The sequence below is a fragment of the Pseudomonas coleopterorum genome (assembly GCF_900105555.1).
Classification (GTDB): domain Bacteria; phylum Pseudomonadota; class Gammaproteobacteria; order Pseudomonadales; family Pseudomonadaceae; genus Aquipseudomonas; species Aquipseudomonas coleopterorum.
The window spans coordinates 910103-924471 of sequence record NZ_FNTZ01000001.1 but is presented as its reverse complement, the minus strand read 5'-3'; the positions used below and the strand labels follow the sequence as shown (position 1 = coordinate 924471).

Genomic DNA, 14369 nt, shown 5'->3' with positions numbered 1-14369 from the left:
CTGGCGCCTTCAGGATGTATGAAGGCGCATCAGGCACCGCTGGGCGTCATGCAGGGTGGTAGACAATTAGTCACCGCAAACAAGAGACCCCGCCAAGGCGGGGTCTCTTGTCGTTTCGCAAGGCTTAGATCGCGCCGTGGCTGCGCAGCAGATCCAGGACTTGCTTGACGCCCTCCTCGACGGACGAGGACTGGGTGTCGATCACCAGGTCGGCGTTGAGCGGCACATCGTACGGGAAGGACTCGCCCGGGATGTTGTCCTGATCCGCAGCGTACAGACCCTGAGGGTCGCGTTCGCGGCAGACCAGGGGTGAGGCCTGAACGTAGACGGTCAGCAGCCGATCGGCGCCGATCAGGTCACGCGCCTGCTCACGGCCGGCTGCATCAGGCGCCACGAAGGCGGCCAGGGTCACCAGCCCCGCTTCGTTGAACTGGCGCGCCACGTGAGCGGCACGACGCCAGTTTTCGGTACGTCCGGCGCGGTCCTGTGGCAGACCTTTGTTCAGGTCATGCCGCAGGTTCTGGCCATCGAGCACGAACACTGCGCGGCCCATGTCGAACAGCTTGCGCTCGACGGCGTAGGCCAAGGTGCTCTTGCCCGCACCCGACAGACCGCTGAACAGCACGGTAGCCGGTTGCTGGCCGAAGCGCTGGGCGCGTTCCTCTGTGGTCACGTGAGCGGAGCGACCGTGGGACTTGCCGCCCTGGGTGGCGGCTGCCGGTGCGATGATCATGCCGGCGCCGACGGTGCCATTGGTCAGACGGTCGATGATGATGAACGCGCCGGTGGTGCGGTTGCTGTCGTAACCGTCCAGAGCGATGGCGCTGTCCAGCGACACCTTGACCTTGCCGATCTCGTTGAGCTGCAGCGCACTGGCCGGGCCTTCGGCCAGGGTGTTGACATCGACTTTGTGCACGATGCTGGCGATCGAGCCCGGCACGTAGCTGGTGGCGCGCTTGATGTCGTATTTCTTGCCCGGCAGCATGGGCTCTTCGGCCATCCACACCAGCATGGCTTCGAAGCTGTCGGAGACGGTCGGCACGTTGGCGGCATGCACCAGCAGGTCGCCACGGGAGATGTCGATCTCGTCTTCCATCGTCAGGGTCACGGCCTGGCCGGGACCGGCGTGTTCCAGCTCACCCTCGAAGGTGACGATGGATTTGACCCGGCTGCTCTTGCCCGAAGGCAACACCACCACTTCGTCGCCCTTGTGCACGATACCGCTGGCCAGAGTGCCGGCGAAGCCGCGGAAGTTGAGGTTCGGTCGGTTGACGTACTGAACCGGGAAACGCAGGTCGTCGAAGTTGCGATCGGCCGCCACTTCCACCGTTTCCAGAATTTCCATCAGGGTCTGGCCGGTGTACCACGGCGATTGCTCGCTGCGGTTGACCACGTTGTCGCCCTTGAGCGCCGACATCGGCACGAAGGCCAATGTGGTCGGCTGCAGAGCGATGGCTTCGGCGAACTTGAGGTAGTCGGCCTTGATCTGCTCGAACACACCCTCATCGAAGCCCTTGAGGTCCATCTTGTTGATGGCCACAACGATGTGCTTGATGCCCAGCAGGGACGCGATGTAGCTGTGCCGGCGGGTCTGGGTCTGCACGCCGTAGCGGGCATCGACGAGGATGATCGCCAGGTCGCAGGTGGACGCGCCGGTGGCCATGTTGCGCGTGTACTGCTCATGGCCCGGGGTGTCGGCGATGATGAACTTGCGCTTGGCCGTGGAGAAATAGCGGTAGGCGACATCGATGGTGATGCCCTGCTCGCGCTCGGCCTGCAGGCCGTCGACCAGCAGCGCCAGGTCGACTTCTTCACCGGTGGTGCCGGATTTCTTCGAGTCGCGAGTGATGGCTTCCAGGTGATCTTCGTAGATCATCTTGGAGTCGTGCAGCAGACGCCCGATCAGGGTGCTCTTGCCGTCGTCGACGTTGCCGCAGGTAAGGAAGCGCAGCAGTTCCTTGCGTTCGTGCTGGGCCAGGTAGGCGAGGATGTCCTCGCTGATCAATTCGGATTGGTGCGACATGTTCTGACCCTGCTTTAGAAGTAGCCCTGACGTTTCTTGTCTTCCATGGAACCGGCGCCATCGTGATCGATGACCCGGCCCTGGCGCTCGGACGTTCGCGTCAGGAGCATTTCCTGAATGATGTCGGTGAGGCTTTCGGCCTCGGACTCCACCGCGCCCGTCAACGGGTAGCAGCCAAGGGTACGGAAACGAACTTTCTTCTTGACGATGCTGGCCTTCTCTTCCTCGCTGAGGTGCTCGAGGATGCGGTCGTCGTCGATCATGATCAGCGTGCCGTTCTTCTCGATCACTTCACGTTCGGCGGCGAAGTACAGCGGCACGATCGGGATGCCTTCCAGGTAGATGTACTGCCAGATGTCGAGCTCGGTCCAGTTCGACAGAGGGAACACACGGATCGATTCGCCCTTGTTGACCTTGCCGTTGTAGACGTTCCACAGCTCCGGACGCTGGTTCTTCGGATCCCAGCGGTGCTTGCTGTCGCGGAACGAATAGACCCGCTCCTTGGCCCGCGACTTCTCTTCGTCGCGGCGCGCACCCCCGAAGGCGGCGTCGAAGCCGTGCTTGTCCAGCGCCTGTTTCAGGCCCTGGGTCTTCATGATGTCGGTGTGCTTGGAGCTGCCGTGGGTGAAGGGGTTGATGCCCTGCGCCACGCCTTCGGGATTGACGTGCACCAACAGGTCCAGGCCCAGTTCCTCGACCATGCGATCGCGGAACTTGTACATTTCCTGGAACTTCCACTGGGTGTCGACGTGCATCACCGGGAACGGCAGCTTGCCGGGGAAGAAGGCCTTGCGCGCCAGATGCAGCATCACGGCCGAGTCTTTGCCGATGGAGTACAACATCACCGGGTTATCGAACTCAGCGGCCACCTCACGAATGATGTGGATGCTTTCCGCCTCCAGCTGTTTCAGATGCGTCAGTTTGTCGACCATGGCTACTCACGGAATACAGTCTTTATGGACGGCCTGCGGGCCGTGTTCGAGCCGGGCACTTTAACACGGCGTATGGGTGGGTCGTGGGAGGTGGTTAGATCGAAGGGGTATATCAATATGCCTTGTGGTTTGGAGCTTCCGGCATGGCTCTCCCCCCTTCGCGGTCACAATGTGGGAGCGGGGCTCTGCCCGCGAATCAGGCACCACGGTCCGACGATCAGACCGGATTGGGACAGTCGATGAACACATGCTCAAGCGCAAAGCGCCGTGCCAGGTAATCACCCAGCGCCTGGACCCCATAGCGTTCGGTAGCATGATGCCCGGCGGCGATGAAGCTGATGTCGTTCTCGCGCGCGCTGTGAAAGGTCTGCTCGGACGCCTCGCCACTGATGTACAGGTCGACACCGGCCGCAATCGCACGGTCGATGTAGCCCTGCCCGCCACCGGTGCACCAGCCCACGCGCCGGATCTTTTCGCTGCCTTCGATCAGCAACGGCTCGCGGCCCAGCACTTCCTGCACGCGGCGAGCGAAGTCACGCGGGTGCATCGGTTCGGGCAATGAGCCGATCAGCCCCACCACGCGGCTGTCGGCCGGGTCCAGCGGACCTTCCACCGTGAGCTCCAGCTGCCGCGCCAGCTGCACGTTGTTGCCCACTTCGGCGTGCACATCCAAAGGCAGGTGATAGGCCAACAGGCTGATGTCGTGCCTGAGCAACGTCTTCAGACGTCGCTGTTTCATGCCGACCACGCAGGGGTTCTCGCCCTTCCAGAAATAGCCATGATGCACCAGCACCAGATCGGCCTTGGCTTCCACCGCGGCATCGAGCAACGCCTGGCTTGCCGTGACCCCACTGACGATACGCATGACCTGCGGGCGCCCTTCCACCTGCAAACCATTGGGACAGTAATCCTGGATCTTCGCGCTGCCCAGATAACGGTCGGCTTCTTCGACCAACGTGTTCAGTGCCACAGCCATAAAAGTCTCCACAAAGGCAGTTCAGCGCGGCGCGAGCGCCCGTATAATGCCGGCCATTATGGCGCTCCCGCGCCTCGAAGAAACAGCCCCTCGCTACCTTCCAGGATTGTCCCCATGTTCAAGGCCTTGCGCTTCTTTGGTTGGCCGCTGTTGACCGGCATATTGATCGCCCTGCTGGTTATCCTGCGCTTTCCGCAATGGGTGGGCCTGCCCAGCCAGGACGTCAACCTGCAGCAGGCGCCGCAAAGCGCCAGCGTCATCCAGGGTCCGGTGTCCTACGCCGACGCCGTGGCCATTGCCGCCCCCGCCGTGGCGAATCTCTACACCACCAAAGCGGTCAACAAGGGCGCTCACCCGCTGTTCGAAGATCCGCAGTTCCGCCGCTTCTTCGGCGACAACCTGCCCAAGCAGCGGCGCTGGGAATCGAGCCTGGGCTCGGCGGTGATCATGAGCCCGGAAGGCTACCTGCTCACCAACAACCACGTGACCGCAGGTGCCGACCAGATCGTGGTGGCGCTCAAGGACGGACGTGAAACCCTCGCCCGGGTGATCGGCAGTGATCCGGAGACGGACCTGGCAGTGCTCAAGATCGATCTGAAGAACGTTCCGGCCATCACCATCGGGCGTTCCGACGGCATCCGCATCGGCGATGTCGCCCTGGCCATCGGTAACCCGTTCGGGGTCGGCCAGACGGTGACCATGGGCATCATCAGCGCCACCGGCCGCAACCAGCTGGGCCTCAACACTTACGAAGATTTCATCCAGACCGATGCGGCGATCAACCCCGGCAACTCCGGCGGCGCCCTGGTGGATGCCAACGGCAACCTGACCGGCATCAACACGGCGATCTTCTCCAAGTCCGGCGGTTCGCAGGGCATCGGCTTCGCCATCCCGACCAAGCTGGCGCTGGAGGTGATGAAGTCGATCATCGAACATGGCCAGGTGATTCGCGGCTGGCTGGGCATCGAAGTGCAGCCGATGACCGAAGAACTGGCCGAGTCGTTCGGCATCAAGGACCGGCCAGGCATCGTGGTTGCAGGGGTTTTCCAGGGCGGCCCGGCGCAGAAAGCCGGTTTGCAACTGGGCGACGTCATCCTCAGCATCAATGGCGAGGCGGCCGGCGATGGACGTCGGTCGATGAATCAGGTGGCCCGCACCAAGCCAGGCGACCGCATCGCCATCCAGGTGATGCGCAAGGGCAAGGAGCTCACCTTGAACGCCGAAGTGGGCCTGCGCCCGCCACCGGCGCCGGCGGCGGTGAAGACGGAGGAAAAGTAGGCCCTGCAACCGCAATGTGCAGCGGTCGCTCCGCTGCACAGGGTCTGCGTGAAACTTACAGCGCGTCCAGCAACGCCTGATTCTGCTCCGGCGTACCAATGCTGATGCGCAGGAACTGGGCAATGCGTTCCTGCTTGAAGTGCCGCACGATCACACCTTTCTCCCGCAGGCGAGCTGCGATGCCCGCCGCGTCCTGTTCGAGATGGCGAGCGAAGATGAAGTTGGCCGCCGAAGGCAGCACGTCGAACCCACGCTGTTGCAGCCCTTCGACCAGTTTTTCCCGGCTGGCAATGACCTTGGCGCAGGTGTCTTCGAAGTAGGCCGTGTCGGCGAAGGCCGCAGCGGCGCCGGCGACGGCGATGCGGTCGATCGGATAGGAGTTGAAGCTGTTCTTGATGCGCTCCAGCGCCTCGATCAGATCCGGATGCCCCACCGCCAGGCCTACACGCAGGCCGGCCAACGAGCGTGATTTGGACACGGTCTGGGTGACCAGCAGGTTCGGATAGCGATCGACCAGCTTGATCGCCGTTTCGCCACCGAAGTCGACGTAGGCTTCGTCCACCACAACGACCGAGTCCGGGCTGGCCTTGACGATCTGCTCGACCGCCTCCAGCGGCAAGAGGCAACCGGTGGGTGCGTTCGGGTTGGGGAAGATGATCCCGGCGTTGGGCTTGGCATAGTCTTGCGCACGAATCTGGAACTGGTCATCCAGCGGCACGGCCTCGAAGGGAATGCCATACAAACCGCAGTAGACCGGATAGAAGCTGTAGCTGATGTCCGGAAACAGCAGCGGTTGGTCATGCTGGAACAAACCGTGAAAGATATGCGCCAGCACCTCGTCCGAACCATTGCCCAGAAACACCTGGTTGGTCTGCACACCGTAATAGTCCGCCACGGCTTGCTTGAGCAGATCGCTGTTGGGGTCCGGGTACAGGCGCAGGGCATCGCTCAACTCGGCGCGCATGGCTTCGATCGCCTTAGGCGATGGGCCGTAGGGGTTCTCGTTGGTGTTGAGCTTGACCAGGTTGGCGACCTTAGGTTGCTCGCCGGGCACGTAGGGCACCAGGTCCTTGACGAAAGGGCTCCAGAATTTGCTCATGCTCACTCCCCTTTTGCCAGATCGGATTGAATACGGTATTCGGCGCTGCGGGCATGGGCGCTCAGGGATTCACCCCGGGCCAGTACCGAAGCGGTCTTGCCCAGTTCGGAAGCCCCCTGCTCGGAGCAGAAGATGATCGACGAACGCTTCTGGAAGTCATAGACCCCCAGGGGCGAGGAAAAGCGCGCCGTGCCGGACGTCGGCAGCACATGGTTGGGACCTGCGCAGTAGTCGCCCAGCGCTTCACTGGTGTGACGACCCATGAAGATGGCACCGGCGTGACGGATCTGCGGCAGCCAGGCCTGAGGATCTTCGACCGACAACTCCAGGTGCTCCGGCGCGATGCGGTTGGCCACCTCGATGGCCTGCTGCATGTCGCGGACCTTGATCAACGCGCCACGGCCGTTGATCGAGGTATTGATGATCTCGGCACGTTCCATGGTCGGCAGCAGCTTGTCGATGCTGGCCGCGACCTTGTCGAGGAACTCCGCATCGGGGCTGACCAGAATCGCCTGGGCGTCTTCGTCGTGTTCGGCCTGGGAGAACAGATCCATGGCGATCCAGTCCGGATCGGTGCCGCCGTCGCAGACCACCAGAATCTCGGAGGGACCTGCGATCATGTCGATCCCGACCTGGCCGAACACATGGCGCTTGGCCGTCGCCACGTAGATGTTGCCAGGGCCGACGACCTTGTCCACCCGCGGCACGCTTTCAGTGCCGTAGGCCAGGGCCGCAACGGCTTGGGCGCCGCCGATGGTGAACACGCGGTCGACCCCGGCGATGCAGGCCGCTGCCAATACCAGTTCGTTGACCTCGCCTCGCGGCGTGGGCACGACCATGACCACTTCGGTCACGCCCGCCACCTTCGCTGGAATGGCGTTCATCAGCACTGACGAGGGGTACGACGCCTTGCCGCCAGGCACATACAGGCCGGCGCGATCCAGTGGCGTCACTTTCTGGCCGAGCACAGTCCCATCGGCTTCGGTATAGCTCCAGGAGTCCTGCTTCTGCTTTTCGTGATACAGGCGCACCCGCTCGGCGGCGGTTTCAAGCGCTTCGCGCTGGGCCTCGGTGATGCGCGTGAGCGCCAGTTCCAGGCGCTCGCGCGGCAGGATCAGGTCGGCCATCGACGCCACCTGCAGACCATCGAAGCGCTCGGTGAACTCGACCAGCGCAGCATCGCCACGCTCGCGCACGGCCTTGATGATGTCCAGCACCCGCTGATTGACCGAATCATCGGACACACTTTCCCAGCTCAACAGATGGTCCAGATGGCGGGCGAAGTCCGGATCAGTGGCATCGAGTCGGCGAATAGCAGTGGAAGCGGTCATGGCGGGCCTCAAATAATGGCAATTGCTCAAGCGCCGATAGATTACCAATCGATCCACATGGGCACTTGAGTTATTTGGCTATGATGCGGATAGACGGGCGCGGGTTGCGAACCCGCGCGGGAAAGTCAGCCGCGGTGTCGCGACTCCACTGCCTTGCGCAGGGTGTCGATCAACGCCTGGATGCGGGCGTACTGCATTTTCATGGAGGCTTTGTTCACCACCAGCCGGGAGCTGATGTGGGCGATCAATTCCTGGGGTTCCAGGCCATTGGCGCGCAGGGTGTTGCCGGTGTCGACGACATCGATGATCTTGTCGGCCAGGCCCACCAGCGGTGCCAGCTCCATGGAGCCGTACAGCTTGATGATATCGACCTGACGACCCTGCTCGGCGTAGTAACGCTTGGCAACGTTGACGAACTTGGTGGCGACGCGCAGACGCCCCGTGGGCTCGGCAGCACCGATGGCGCCCGCAGTCATCAGCTTGCACTGGGCAATCTGCAGATCCAGCGGCTCGTACAGGCCCTGGCCGCTGTATTCGAGCAGGACGTCCTTGCCGGCAACGCCCAGGTCGGCAGCACCGTGTTCGACATAGGTCGGCACATCGGTGGCGCGCACGATCAGCAGGCGCACATCGTCCTGGGTCGTGGGAATGATCAGCTTGCGGCTCTTGTCCGGGTTTTCGGTGGGCACGATGCCCGCCTCGGCCAGGAGCGGCAATGTATCGTCAAGAATGCGGCCTTTGGACAACGCAATGGTCAACATGGGAAACGTCAGTCCTTACAGGAAAGTTTCTGGCAACGCCCGGGCGCATCCCTGCGCCCTGCACGCTCATCAGCCCGGTACGCGACGGATCTTGGCGCCCAGCATCTGCAGTTTTTCTTCGATGCACTCGTAGCCACGGTCGATGTGGTAGATGCGGTCGATCAGGGTGTCGCCTTCAGCCGTCAGCGCCGAGATCACCAGGCTGGCCGAAGCTCGCAGGTCGGTGGCCATGACGGGCGCGCCCTTGAGCTTTTCGGCACCGGTGACGATGGCCGTGTTGCCTTCCACCTGGATCTGCGCGCCCATGCGGTGCATTTCGTACACGTGCATGAAGCGGTTCTCGAAAATGGTCTCGATCACGGCGCCCGTGCCTTCGGCAATAGCGTTGAGCGAGATGAACTGCGCCTGCATGTCGGTGGGGAACGCAGGGTATGGCGCGGTGCGGACGTTGACCGCCTTAGGCCGCTTGCCGTGCATGTTCAGTTCGATCCAGTCGGCGCCCGTGGTGATCTCGGCACCCGCTTCGCGCAGCTTTTCCAGCACCGCTTCGAGGATGGTCGGATCGGTGTCCTTGACCTTGACCCGGCCGCCGGTGCAGGCCGCAGCCACCAGGTAGGTGCCGGTCTCGATGCGATCGGGCATGACTTTGTAGGTCGCCGAGTGCAGACGCTTGACGCCATCGATGGTGATGGTGTCGGTGCCTGCGCCCTGGACATTGCCGCCCATGGCGTTGATGAAGTTGGCCAGGTCGACCACTTCCGGCTCGCGCGCAGCGTTCTGCAGCACGCTGCGGCCGTTGGCCAATGCCGCGGCCATCATGATGTTCTCGGTACCCGTCACACTGACAGTATCGAAGAAGAAGTTGGCACCGCGCAGCCCGCCCTCGGGGGCCTTGGCCTTGATGTAGCCGGCTTCCACGTCGATCACGGCGCCCATGGCTTCCAGACCACGGATGTGCAGGTCGACCGGACGCGAACCGATCGCGCAGCCGCCGGGCAGCGCCACTTCGGCCTCACCGAAACGGGCGACCATCGGGCCCAGGACCAGGATCGAGGCGCGCATGGTCTTGACCAGCTCGTACGGCGCAACCAGGGTCTTGATGGTGCGCGGATCGATTTCCACGGCCAGCTTCTCGTCGATCACCGGCTCGATGCCCATGCGGCCGAACAGCTCGATCATGGTGGTGATGTCGTGCAGGTGCGGCAGGTTGGCGACCGTCACCGGCCCATCTGCCAGCAAGGTAGCGGCCAGGATCGGCAGGGCGGAGTTCTTCGCCCCGGAAATGCGGATTTCGCCATCAAGGCGAACGCCGCCAGTAATAATCAGTTTGTCCATTGGAGTCTCGACGCGGGGTGGCTCAGGAACGCTCAGCCCAGGCTGCGCTGCTGAAGAATTTCATGGTGATCGCATGGATGCTGCCATCGGCGATCCATGGGTTCAAATGAGCATAGATCTGTTGCTGGCGCTTGACCGGACTGAGCGCAGTCAGCTCGTCACTGATCACGTTCAACTGGAAATTGCAGCCTTCGCCTTCGACTTCCACCTGCACTCCGGGCAGTTTGGATTCAAGGAAACCCTTCACTTCTACAGCCTGCATGCTCAACCTCGATCGGCGCCCTGTGCGCGCGGGTCGGCCATCATACAAAAAAGCCCTCCGACTGCGAACCCCGGATTCACGGGATCAGGTCAGAGAGCTGTGCAGATGGCCAATCAATTCTGTGAAAAGAAGTCGCTCATGCCTGTGACCTGAGCGATCTGACGCATGTCGTGCGGCAATGCCTGAACTCGCACGCTCTTGCCAGCGGCCTGAGCATCGCGCATGAAGCCCAGCAGCAGGGACAGACCCACGCTGCTCGACTTTTCCACGCCGGTGCAGTCGATGACCAGCGCGGCGGCCTGACTGGATTGAATCAGTGCCTGCCCCTGCTTGCGCAGGGCCGCACCGCAGCGGTAATCCAGCACACCGGCCAGGCTCAGCTGATCGCCCGACAGTTCGACACGACCCTGTTCCATCACTGCGCGCTCGTCGGTGCAGCTTTGTCGGTCACTTCCTTGGCCTTGGCGACTTCGCCAGCCCAACCATCGATGGTCTTGTCCAGGTCGTTGCCGTTGCGCTGCATGCTGTCGGCGAACTGATCGCGGAACAGCTTGCCGATGTTGATGCCGTTGATGATGACGTTACGCACTTTCCATTCGTTGTTCAGGTTTTCCAGGGTGTAGGAAACCGGATACACCGCCCCACCCGTACCCTTGACCTGCATGTCGACGCTGGTGCGTGTGCCGCTTTCATCCTTGGCCGGACCTACGGTGATGCCCTGGTTGTTGTACTCAAGCAAGGCGTTGCCGTAGAACTGCATCAAGCTGCGCTTGAAGTTTTCCTGGAACCGGGCCATCTGCGCGGGGGTAGCCTTGCGCGAATATTTCACGGTCATGATGCTGCGCGAAATGCCATCGGCGTCGACCACGGGACCGACGATGGTGTTGAGCGCGTCGTAGAACGCCTGCGGATTGCTGCGGTAGGTGTCGCGGTTCTTTTCCAGATCCGACAGCAGTCGGTCGGTGACGCCCTGCACCACCTGATGTGCGGACACCGCAGGCGCTGCATTGGCCCACATCGGCAGCAGAGCCACCAGAACCAGCAGGCTGCGTCGCATGATCGAAAACATGGATAACTCCTTATTTGGCATCTTTGCTGACTGTATTGAGCAGGAACTTGCCGATCAGGTCTTCGAGCACCAGGGACGACTGGGTGTCATGGATGGTACCGCCGTCGGCGAGCAAGGCCTCCTCGCCACCCACGCTGATACCAATGTATTTCTCGCCCAGCAGACCCGCCGTCAGGATGGAAGCAGTGGAGTCGGTGGGCAGGTTGTCCACTTTCTTGTCCAGCTGCAGGGTCACCCTTCCGGTGAAGGTGTCGCGATCCAGATCGATGGCCGTGACCTTGCCTATGGTCACACCGGCCATGGTCACCTTGGCTCTGACAGTCAAACCGGCGATATTGTCAAAATAGGCATAAAGTTTGTAGCTCTCGGTATTCGCGCTGGTGGACAGACCACTGACACGCAAGGCCAACAGCAGCAAAGCCAGGATACCGGCCAGAAGGAACAGGCCGACTCCGACTTCCATTGATCGGTTTTGCATCAGAAATCTCCAAACATCAGGGCGGTCAGAATAAAGTCCAGGCCCAGGACGGCCAGCGACGCATAGACCACGGTCTTGGTGGTAGCGCGGCTGATGCCCTCGGACGTGGGTTCACAGTCATACCCCTGGAACACGGCGATCCAGGTGACGACGAAAGCGAATACCAGGCTCTTGATCACACCGTTGAGCACGTCATCGGTGAAATTGACGCTGTTCTGCATGTTGGCCCAGAACGATCCTTCGTAGACCCCCAGCCAATCGACGGCCACCCAGGATCCACCCCAGATACCGACGACGCTGAAGATCATGGCCAGCAGCGGCAGGGAAATGAAACCAGCCCACAGCCTTGGCGCAACGATGTACTTGAGCGGGTCGACGCCAATCATTTCCAGGCTCGACAACTGCTCGGTCGACTTCATGTTGCCGATCTCGGCGGTCAGTGCCGACCCTGCGCGACCGGCGAACAATAGAGCGGTCACCACCGGCCCGAGTTCACGCAACAGCGTGAGCGCGACCATTTGCCCGACCGCCTGCTCGGAGCCGTACTTGGCCAGAATGCTGAAGCCCTGCAACGCCAGTACCATGCCGATGAACACACCGGACACGACAATGATCAGCAGCGACATCACACCCACGGAATACAGCTGCTTCATCAGCAGTTGAAAACCGCCACCGATACCGCCGCGGCCCACAAGAGCGTGACCCAGGAACAGCCCGGAACGCCCCAGGATGCCGACCATGTCGATGGCCGATCGACCGAACAGGCGCACTCGCTCCATGATTGATTTCTTGCGCATCAACGCTTCCCCAGCAGATCGGCGCGGTAATCGGGCGCGGAAAAATGAAAAGGCACGGGACCGTCGGGATCGCCTTTCATGAATTGACGGACGCGCGGGTTGTCCGACGCCATCAATGCCTCGGGCGTACCATGACCCAGCACCTGACCATCGCCGACCACATAGATGTAGTCGGCGATGCTCGCGGTTTCCGCCAGGTCGTGGGAGACCACGATACTGGTGATGCCCAGGGCATCGTTGAGCAGGCGGATCAGCCGGACCAACACGCCCATGGCGATCGGATCCTGGCCGACGAACGGTTCGTCGTACATCAGTATCTGCGGATCCATGGCAATGGCACGGGCCAATGCGACACGACGCTTCATGCCACCGGACAATTCGTCGGGCATCAGTTCGATGGCGCCACGCAGCCCGACGGCCTGCAGCTTCATCAGGACGATGTCGCGGATCATGTCTTCGGGCAGGTCGGTATGCACCCGCAGCGGGAAGGCCACGTTCTCGAACACGTCCAGGTCGGTGAACAGCGCTCCGCTCTGGAACAGCACGCCCATGTGCTTGCGCGCATCGAACAGGTCGCTGCGCGATAGCTTGGGCAGGTTCTGGCCATTGACCCAGACCTCGCCGCCAGTGGGTCGCAGCTGGGCGCCCATCAGACGCAGGAGCGTCGTCTTGCCGCTACCTGAAGGCCCCATGATACCGGTGACCTTGCCGCGAGGAATGCGGATATCGACATCATTGAAAATGCTCCGCGCACCGCGCTTGAAAGAAACCCCTTTCAGCTCGACCGCGTAGGCGCTATCGGCACTCATTTAAACTCCTTGCAGTGCAACCTTACCCTCGGACGCTCATCTTCTGACCGAAGACACTTGGCGCGGACAGGCCGAACAAGCGGCGAACTATAGCATTGCAGACAGGTGCCGCCCAAGATCGATCCATTGGCATGCCGTGTCGTTGATTTGTACAGGCCGCAAAATAGGCAGGTGAGTCGCTCGCCCATTCCCGCTATAATCGCCGCCTTTTCACCGGGCCTACCGATTTTCGCCATGAGCCAGACCAGCGACCTGATCCAATCCGCGCACCGCACCATCCGTCTCGAGATCGAAGCGGTAGAGGGCCTGCTCGCCCATATCGACGCCGATTTCGTGCGCGCCTGCGAACTGATCCTCGAAAGCGATGGCCGCGTGATCGTGCTGGGCATGGGCAAATCCGGACACATCGGCAACAAGATCGCCGCGACCCTGGCCAGCACCGGCACCCCGGCGTTTTTCGTCCATCCTGCCGAGGCCAGCCACGGCGACATGGGCATGATCACCCGCCAGGACGTCATCCTGGCCCTGTCCAACTCCGGTTCGACCGCAGAAATCGTCACATTGCTGCCTTTGATCAAGCGCATGGGCATTCCCATGATCAGCATGACCGGCAACCCCGACTCGCCCCTGGCCCAGGCCGCCGAGGTCAACCTCGACGCCCGCGTCGCCCAGGAAGCCTGCCCGTTGAACCTGGCACCGACCTCCTCCACCACGGCGACCCTGGTACTGGGCGATGCCCTCGCCATCGCCCTGCTCGAGGCGCGAGGCTTCACCGCCGATGACTTCGCCTTCTCCCATCCCGGTGGTGCCCTGGGTCGTCGCCTGCTGCTCAAGGTCGAGCACGTCATGCACACCGGCACCGCGCTGCCACAGGTGCCGCGCGGCACGCTGCTGCGCGATGCGCTGATGGAAATGACCCGCAAGGGGCTGGGCATGACCGCCGTCCTGGAGGCCGATGGCCGCCTCGCCGGGATCTTCACCGACGGTGACCTGCGGCGCACATTGGATCGCACCATCGATGTCCACAACACTCGAATCGAAGACGTCATGACTTCCCACGGCAAGACCGCGCGCGCCGACATGCTGGCCGCCGAGGCGCTGAAGATCATGGAAGACAACAAGATCAACTCACTGGTCGTGGTCGATGATCAGGACTGTCCGGTAGGCGCCTTCAACCTGGGCGACCTGCTGCGCGCGGGAGTCATGTAATGACCGGAAA

Annotated in this window: 15 protein-coding genes; 2 read left to right on the top strand and 13 right to left on the bottom strand. The window is 62.1% G+C overall.

What is annotated here, in order from left to right; all coding sequences use genetic code 11:
• Positions 1 to 124 precede the first annotated feature (124 nt).
• From cysN to BLV18_RS04070, 3 genes are all read right to left on the bottom strand, one after another.
• Positions 125 to 2023, bottom strand: coding sequence for a sulfate adenylyltransferase subunit CysN (gene cysN / locus BLV18_RS04080; protein ID WP_090356497.1), 1899 nt, complete (start codon positions 2021 to 2023; stop codon positions 125 to 127).
• A gap of 14 nt (positions 2024 to 2037) precedes the next feature.
• Entirely contained in the window at positions 2038 to 2955 is a 918-nt protein-coding gene (gene cysD / locus BLV18_RS04075; RefSeq protein ID WP_056845033.1) for a sulfate adenylyltransferase subunit CysD, read from the bottom strand.
• A gap of 217 nt (positions 2956 to 3172) precedes the next feature.
• Positions 3173 to 3931, bottom strand: coding sequence for a Nif3-like dinuclear metal center hexameric protein (locus BLV18_RS04070; protein ID WP_090356495.1), 759 nt, complete (start codon positions 3929 to 3931; stop codon positions 3173 to 3175).
• A gap of 114 nt (positions 3932 to 4045) precedes the next feature.
• Between BLV18_RS04070 and algW the strand changes: the two genes are divergently transcribed.
• On the top strand, positions 4046 to 5209 hold the full coding sequence (algW, locus tag BLV18_RS04065) for a Do family serine endopeptidase AlgW (RefSeq protein ID WP_090356493.1): 1164 nt from the start codon (positions 4046 to 4048) through the stop codon (positions 5207 to 5209).
• Between the two features lie 55 nt (positions 5210 to 5264).
• Here the strand turns inward: algW and hisC are convergent, their stop codons facing one another.
• The 10 genes from hisC to BLV18_RS04015 all read right to left on the bottom strand — a co-directional run bounded on the left by hisC (position 5265) and on the right by BLV18_RS04015 (position 13150).
• Positions 5265 to 6308 (bottom strand): histidinol-phosphate transaminase, encoded by a 1044-nt coding sequence (gene hisC, locus BLV18_RS04060; protein ID WP_090356491.1) that lies wholly within the window; start codon positions 6306 to 6308, stop codon positions 5265 to 5267.
• Between the two features lie 2 nt (positions 6309 to 6310).
• A complete protein-coding gene (hisD, locus tag BLV18_RS04055; RefSeq protein ID WP_056845027.1) occupies positions 6311 to 7639 on the bottom strand; it encodes a histidinol dehydrogenase in 1329 nt (442 codons plus the stop codon).
• Between the two features lie 125 nt (positions 7640 to 7764).
• Positions 7765 to 8400: an ATP phosphoribosyltransferase gene (gene hisG / locus BLV18_RS04050; protein ID WP_090356490.1), complete on the bottom strand. Its 636-nt coding sequence runs from the start codon at positions 8398 to 8400 to the stop codon at positions 7765 to 7767.
• 69 nt (positions 8401 to 8469) lie between these two features.
• Positions 8470 to 9735: a UDP-N-acetylglucosamine 1-carboxyvinyltransferase gene (gene murA, locus BLV18_RS04045; RefSeq protein WP_043186747.1), complete on the bottom strand. Its 1266-nt coding sequence runs from the start codon at positions 9733 to 9735 to the stop codon at positions 8470 to 8472.
• 22 nt (positions 9736 to 9757) lie between these two features.
• Complete coding sequence (locus BLV18_RS04040) at positions 9758 to 9997, bottom strand: BolA family protein (protein ID WP_043186744.1); 240 nt, start codon at positions 9995 to 9997, stop codon at positions 9758 to 9760.
• Between the two features lie 113 nt (positions 9998 to 10110).
• A complete protein-coding gene (locus BLV18_RS04035) occupies positions 10111 to 10413 on the bottom strand; it encodes an STAS domain-containing protein (protein WP_049860590.1) in 303 nt (100 codons plus the stop codon).
• Positions 10413 to 11066 carry an MlaC/ttg2D family ABC transporter substrate-binding protein gene (locus BLV18_RS04030; protein ID WP_049860589.1) on the bottom strand — a complete coding sequence of 218 codons (654 nt, stop codon included), beginning with the start codon at positions 11064 to 11066 and terminating at the stop codon, positions 10413 to 10415. The genes BLV18_RS04035 and BLV18_RS04030 overlap by 1 nt, the downstream gene beginning before the upstream one ends.
• Positions 11067 to 11076: 10 nt before the next feature.
• Positions 11077 to 11544 (bottom strand): outer membrane lipid asymmetry maintenance protein MlaD, encoded by a 468-nt coding sequence (mlaD, locus tag BLV18_RS04025; protein WP_049860588.1) that lies wholly within the window; start codon positions 11542 to 11544, stop codon positions 11077 to 11079.
• A complete protein-coding gene (mlaE, locus tag BLV18_RS04020) occupies positions 11544 to 12341 on the bottom strand; it encodes a lipid asymmetry maintenance ABC transporter permease subunit MlaE (protein WP_049860587.1) in 798 nt (265 codons plus the stop codon). The genes mlaD and mlaE overlap by 1 nt, the downstream gene beginning before the upstream one ends.
• On the bottom strand, positions 12341 to 13150 hold the full coding sequence (locus BLV18_RS04015) for an ATP-binding cassette domain-containing protein (RefSeq protein ID WP_049860586.1): 810 nt from the start codon (positions 13148 to 13150) through the stop codon (positions 12341 to 12343). The genes mlaE and BLV18_RS04015 overlap by 1 nt, the downstream gene beginning before the upstream one ends.
• A 234-nt stretch (positions 13151 to 13384) precedes the next feature.
• Between BLV18_RS04015 and BLV18_RS04010 the strand changes: the two genes are divergently transcribed.
• A complete protein-coding gene (locus BLV18_RS04010) occupies positions 13385 to 14359 on the top strand; it encodes a KpsF/GutQ family sugar-phosphate isomerase (protein WP_090356488.1) in 975 nt (324 codons plus the stop codon).
• The last annotated feature ends 10 nt before the right edge of the window (positions 14360 to 14369 follow it).

What these genes read in the sequence shown, in the direction of transcription:
- mlaD (WP_049860588.1), bottom strand. Translation starts at nt 11,544, where the DNA reads ATGCAAAACCGATCAATGGAAGTCGGAGTCGGCCTGTTCCTTCTGGCC.
- hisG (WP_090356490.1), bottom strand. Translation starts at nt 8,400, where the DNA reads ATGTTGACCATTGCGTTGTCCAAAGGCCGCATTCTTGACGATACATTG.
- BLV18_RS04035 (WP_049860590.1), bottom strand. Translation starts at nt 10,413, where the DNA reads ATGGAACAGGGTCGTGTCGAACTGTCGGGCGATCAGCTGAGCCTGGCC.
- BLV18_RS04015 (WP_049860586.1), bottom strand. Translation starts at nt 13,150, where the DNA reads ATGAGTGCCGATAGCGCCTACGCGGTCGAGCTGAAAGGGGTTTCTTTC.
- mlaE (WP_049860587.1), bottom strand. Translation starts at nt 12,341, where the DNA reads ATGCGCAAGAAATCAATCATGGAGCGAGTGCGCCTGTTCGGTCGATCG.
- hisD (WP_056845027.1), bottom strand. Translation starts at nt 7,639, where the DNA reads ATGACCGCTTCCACTGCTATTCGCCGACTCGATGCCACTGATCCGGAC.
- murA (WP_043186747.1), bottom strand. Translation starts at nt 9,735, where the DNA reads ATGGACAAACTGATTATTACTGGCGGCGTTCGCCTTGATGGCGAAATC.
- BLV18_RS04030 (WP_049860589.1), bottom strand. Translation starts at nt 11,066, where the DNA reads ATGTTTTCGATCATGCGACGCAGCCTGCTGGTTCTGGTGGCTCTGCTG.
- BLV18_RS04070 (WP_090356495.1), bottom strand. Translation starts at nt 3,931, where the DNA reads ATGGCTGTGGCACTGAACACGTTGGTCGAAGAAGCCGACCGTTATCTG.
- BLV18_RS04010 (WP_090356488.1), top strand. Translation starts at nt 13,385, where the DNA reads ATGAGCCAGACCAGCGACCTGATCCAATCCGCGCACCGCACCATCCGT.
- BLV18_RS04040 (WP_043186744.1), bottom strand. Translation starts at nt 9,997, where the DNA reads ATGCAGGCTGTAGAAGTGAAGGGTTTCCTTGAATCCAAACTGCCCGGA.
- cysD (WP_056845033.1), bottom strand. Translation starts at nt 2,955, where the DNA reads ATGGTCGACAAACTGACGCATCTGAAACAGCTGGAGGCGGAAAGCATC.
- hisC (WP_090356491.1), bottom strand. Translation starts at nt 6,308, where the DNA reads ATGAGCAAATTCTGGAGCCCTTTCGTCAAGGACCTGGTGCCCTACGTG.
- algW (WP_090356493.1), top strand. Translation starts at nt 4,046, where the DNA reads ATGTTCAAGGCCTTGCGCTTCTTTGGTTGGCCGCTGTTGACCGGCATA.
- cysN (WP_090356497.1), bottom strand. Translation starts at nt 2,023, where the DNA reads ATGTCGCACCAATCCGAATTGATCAGCGAGGACATCCTCGCCTACCTG.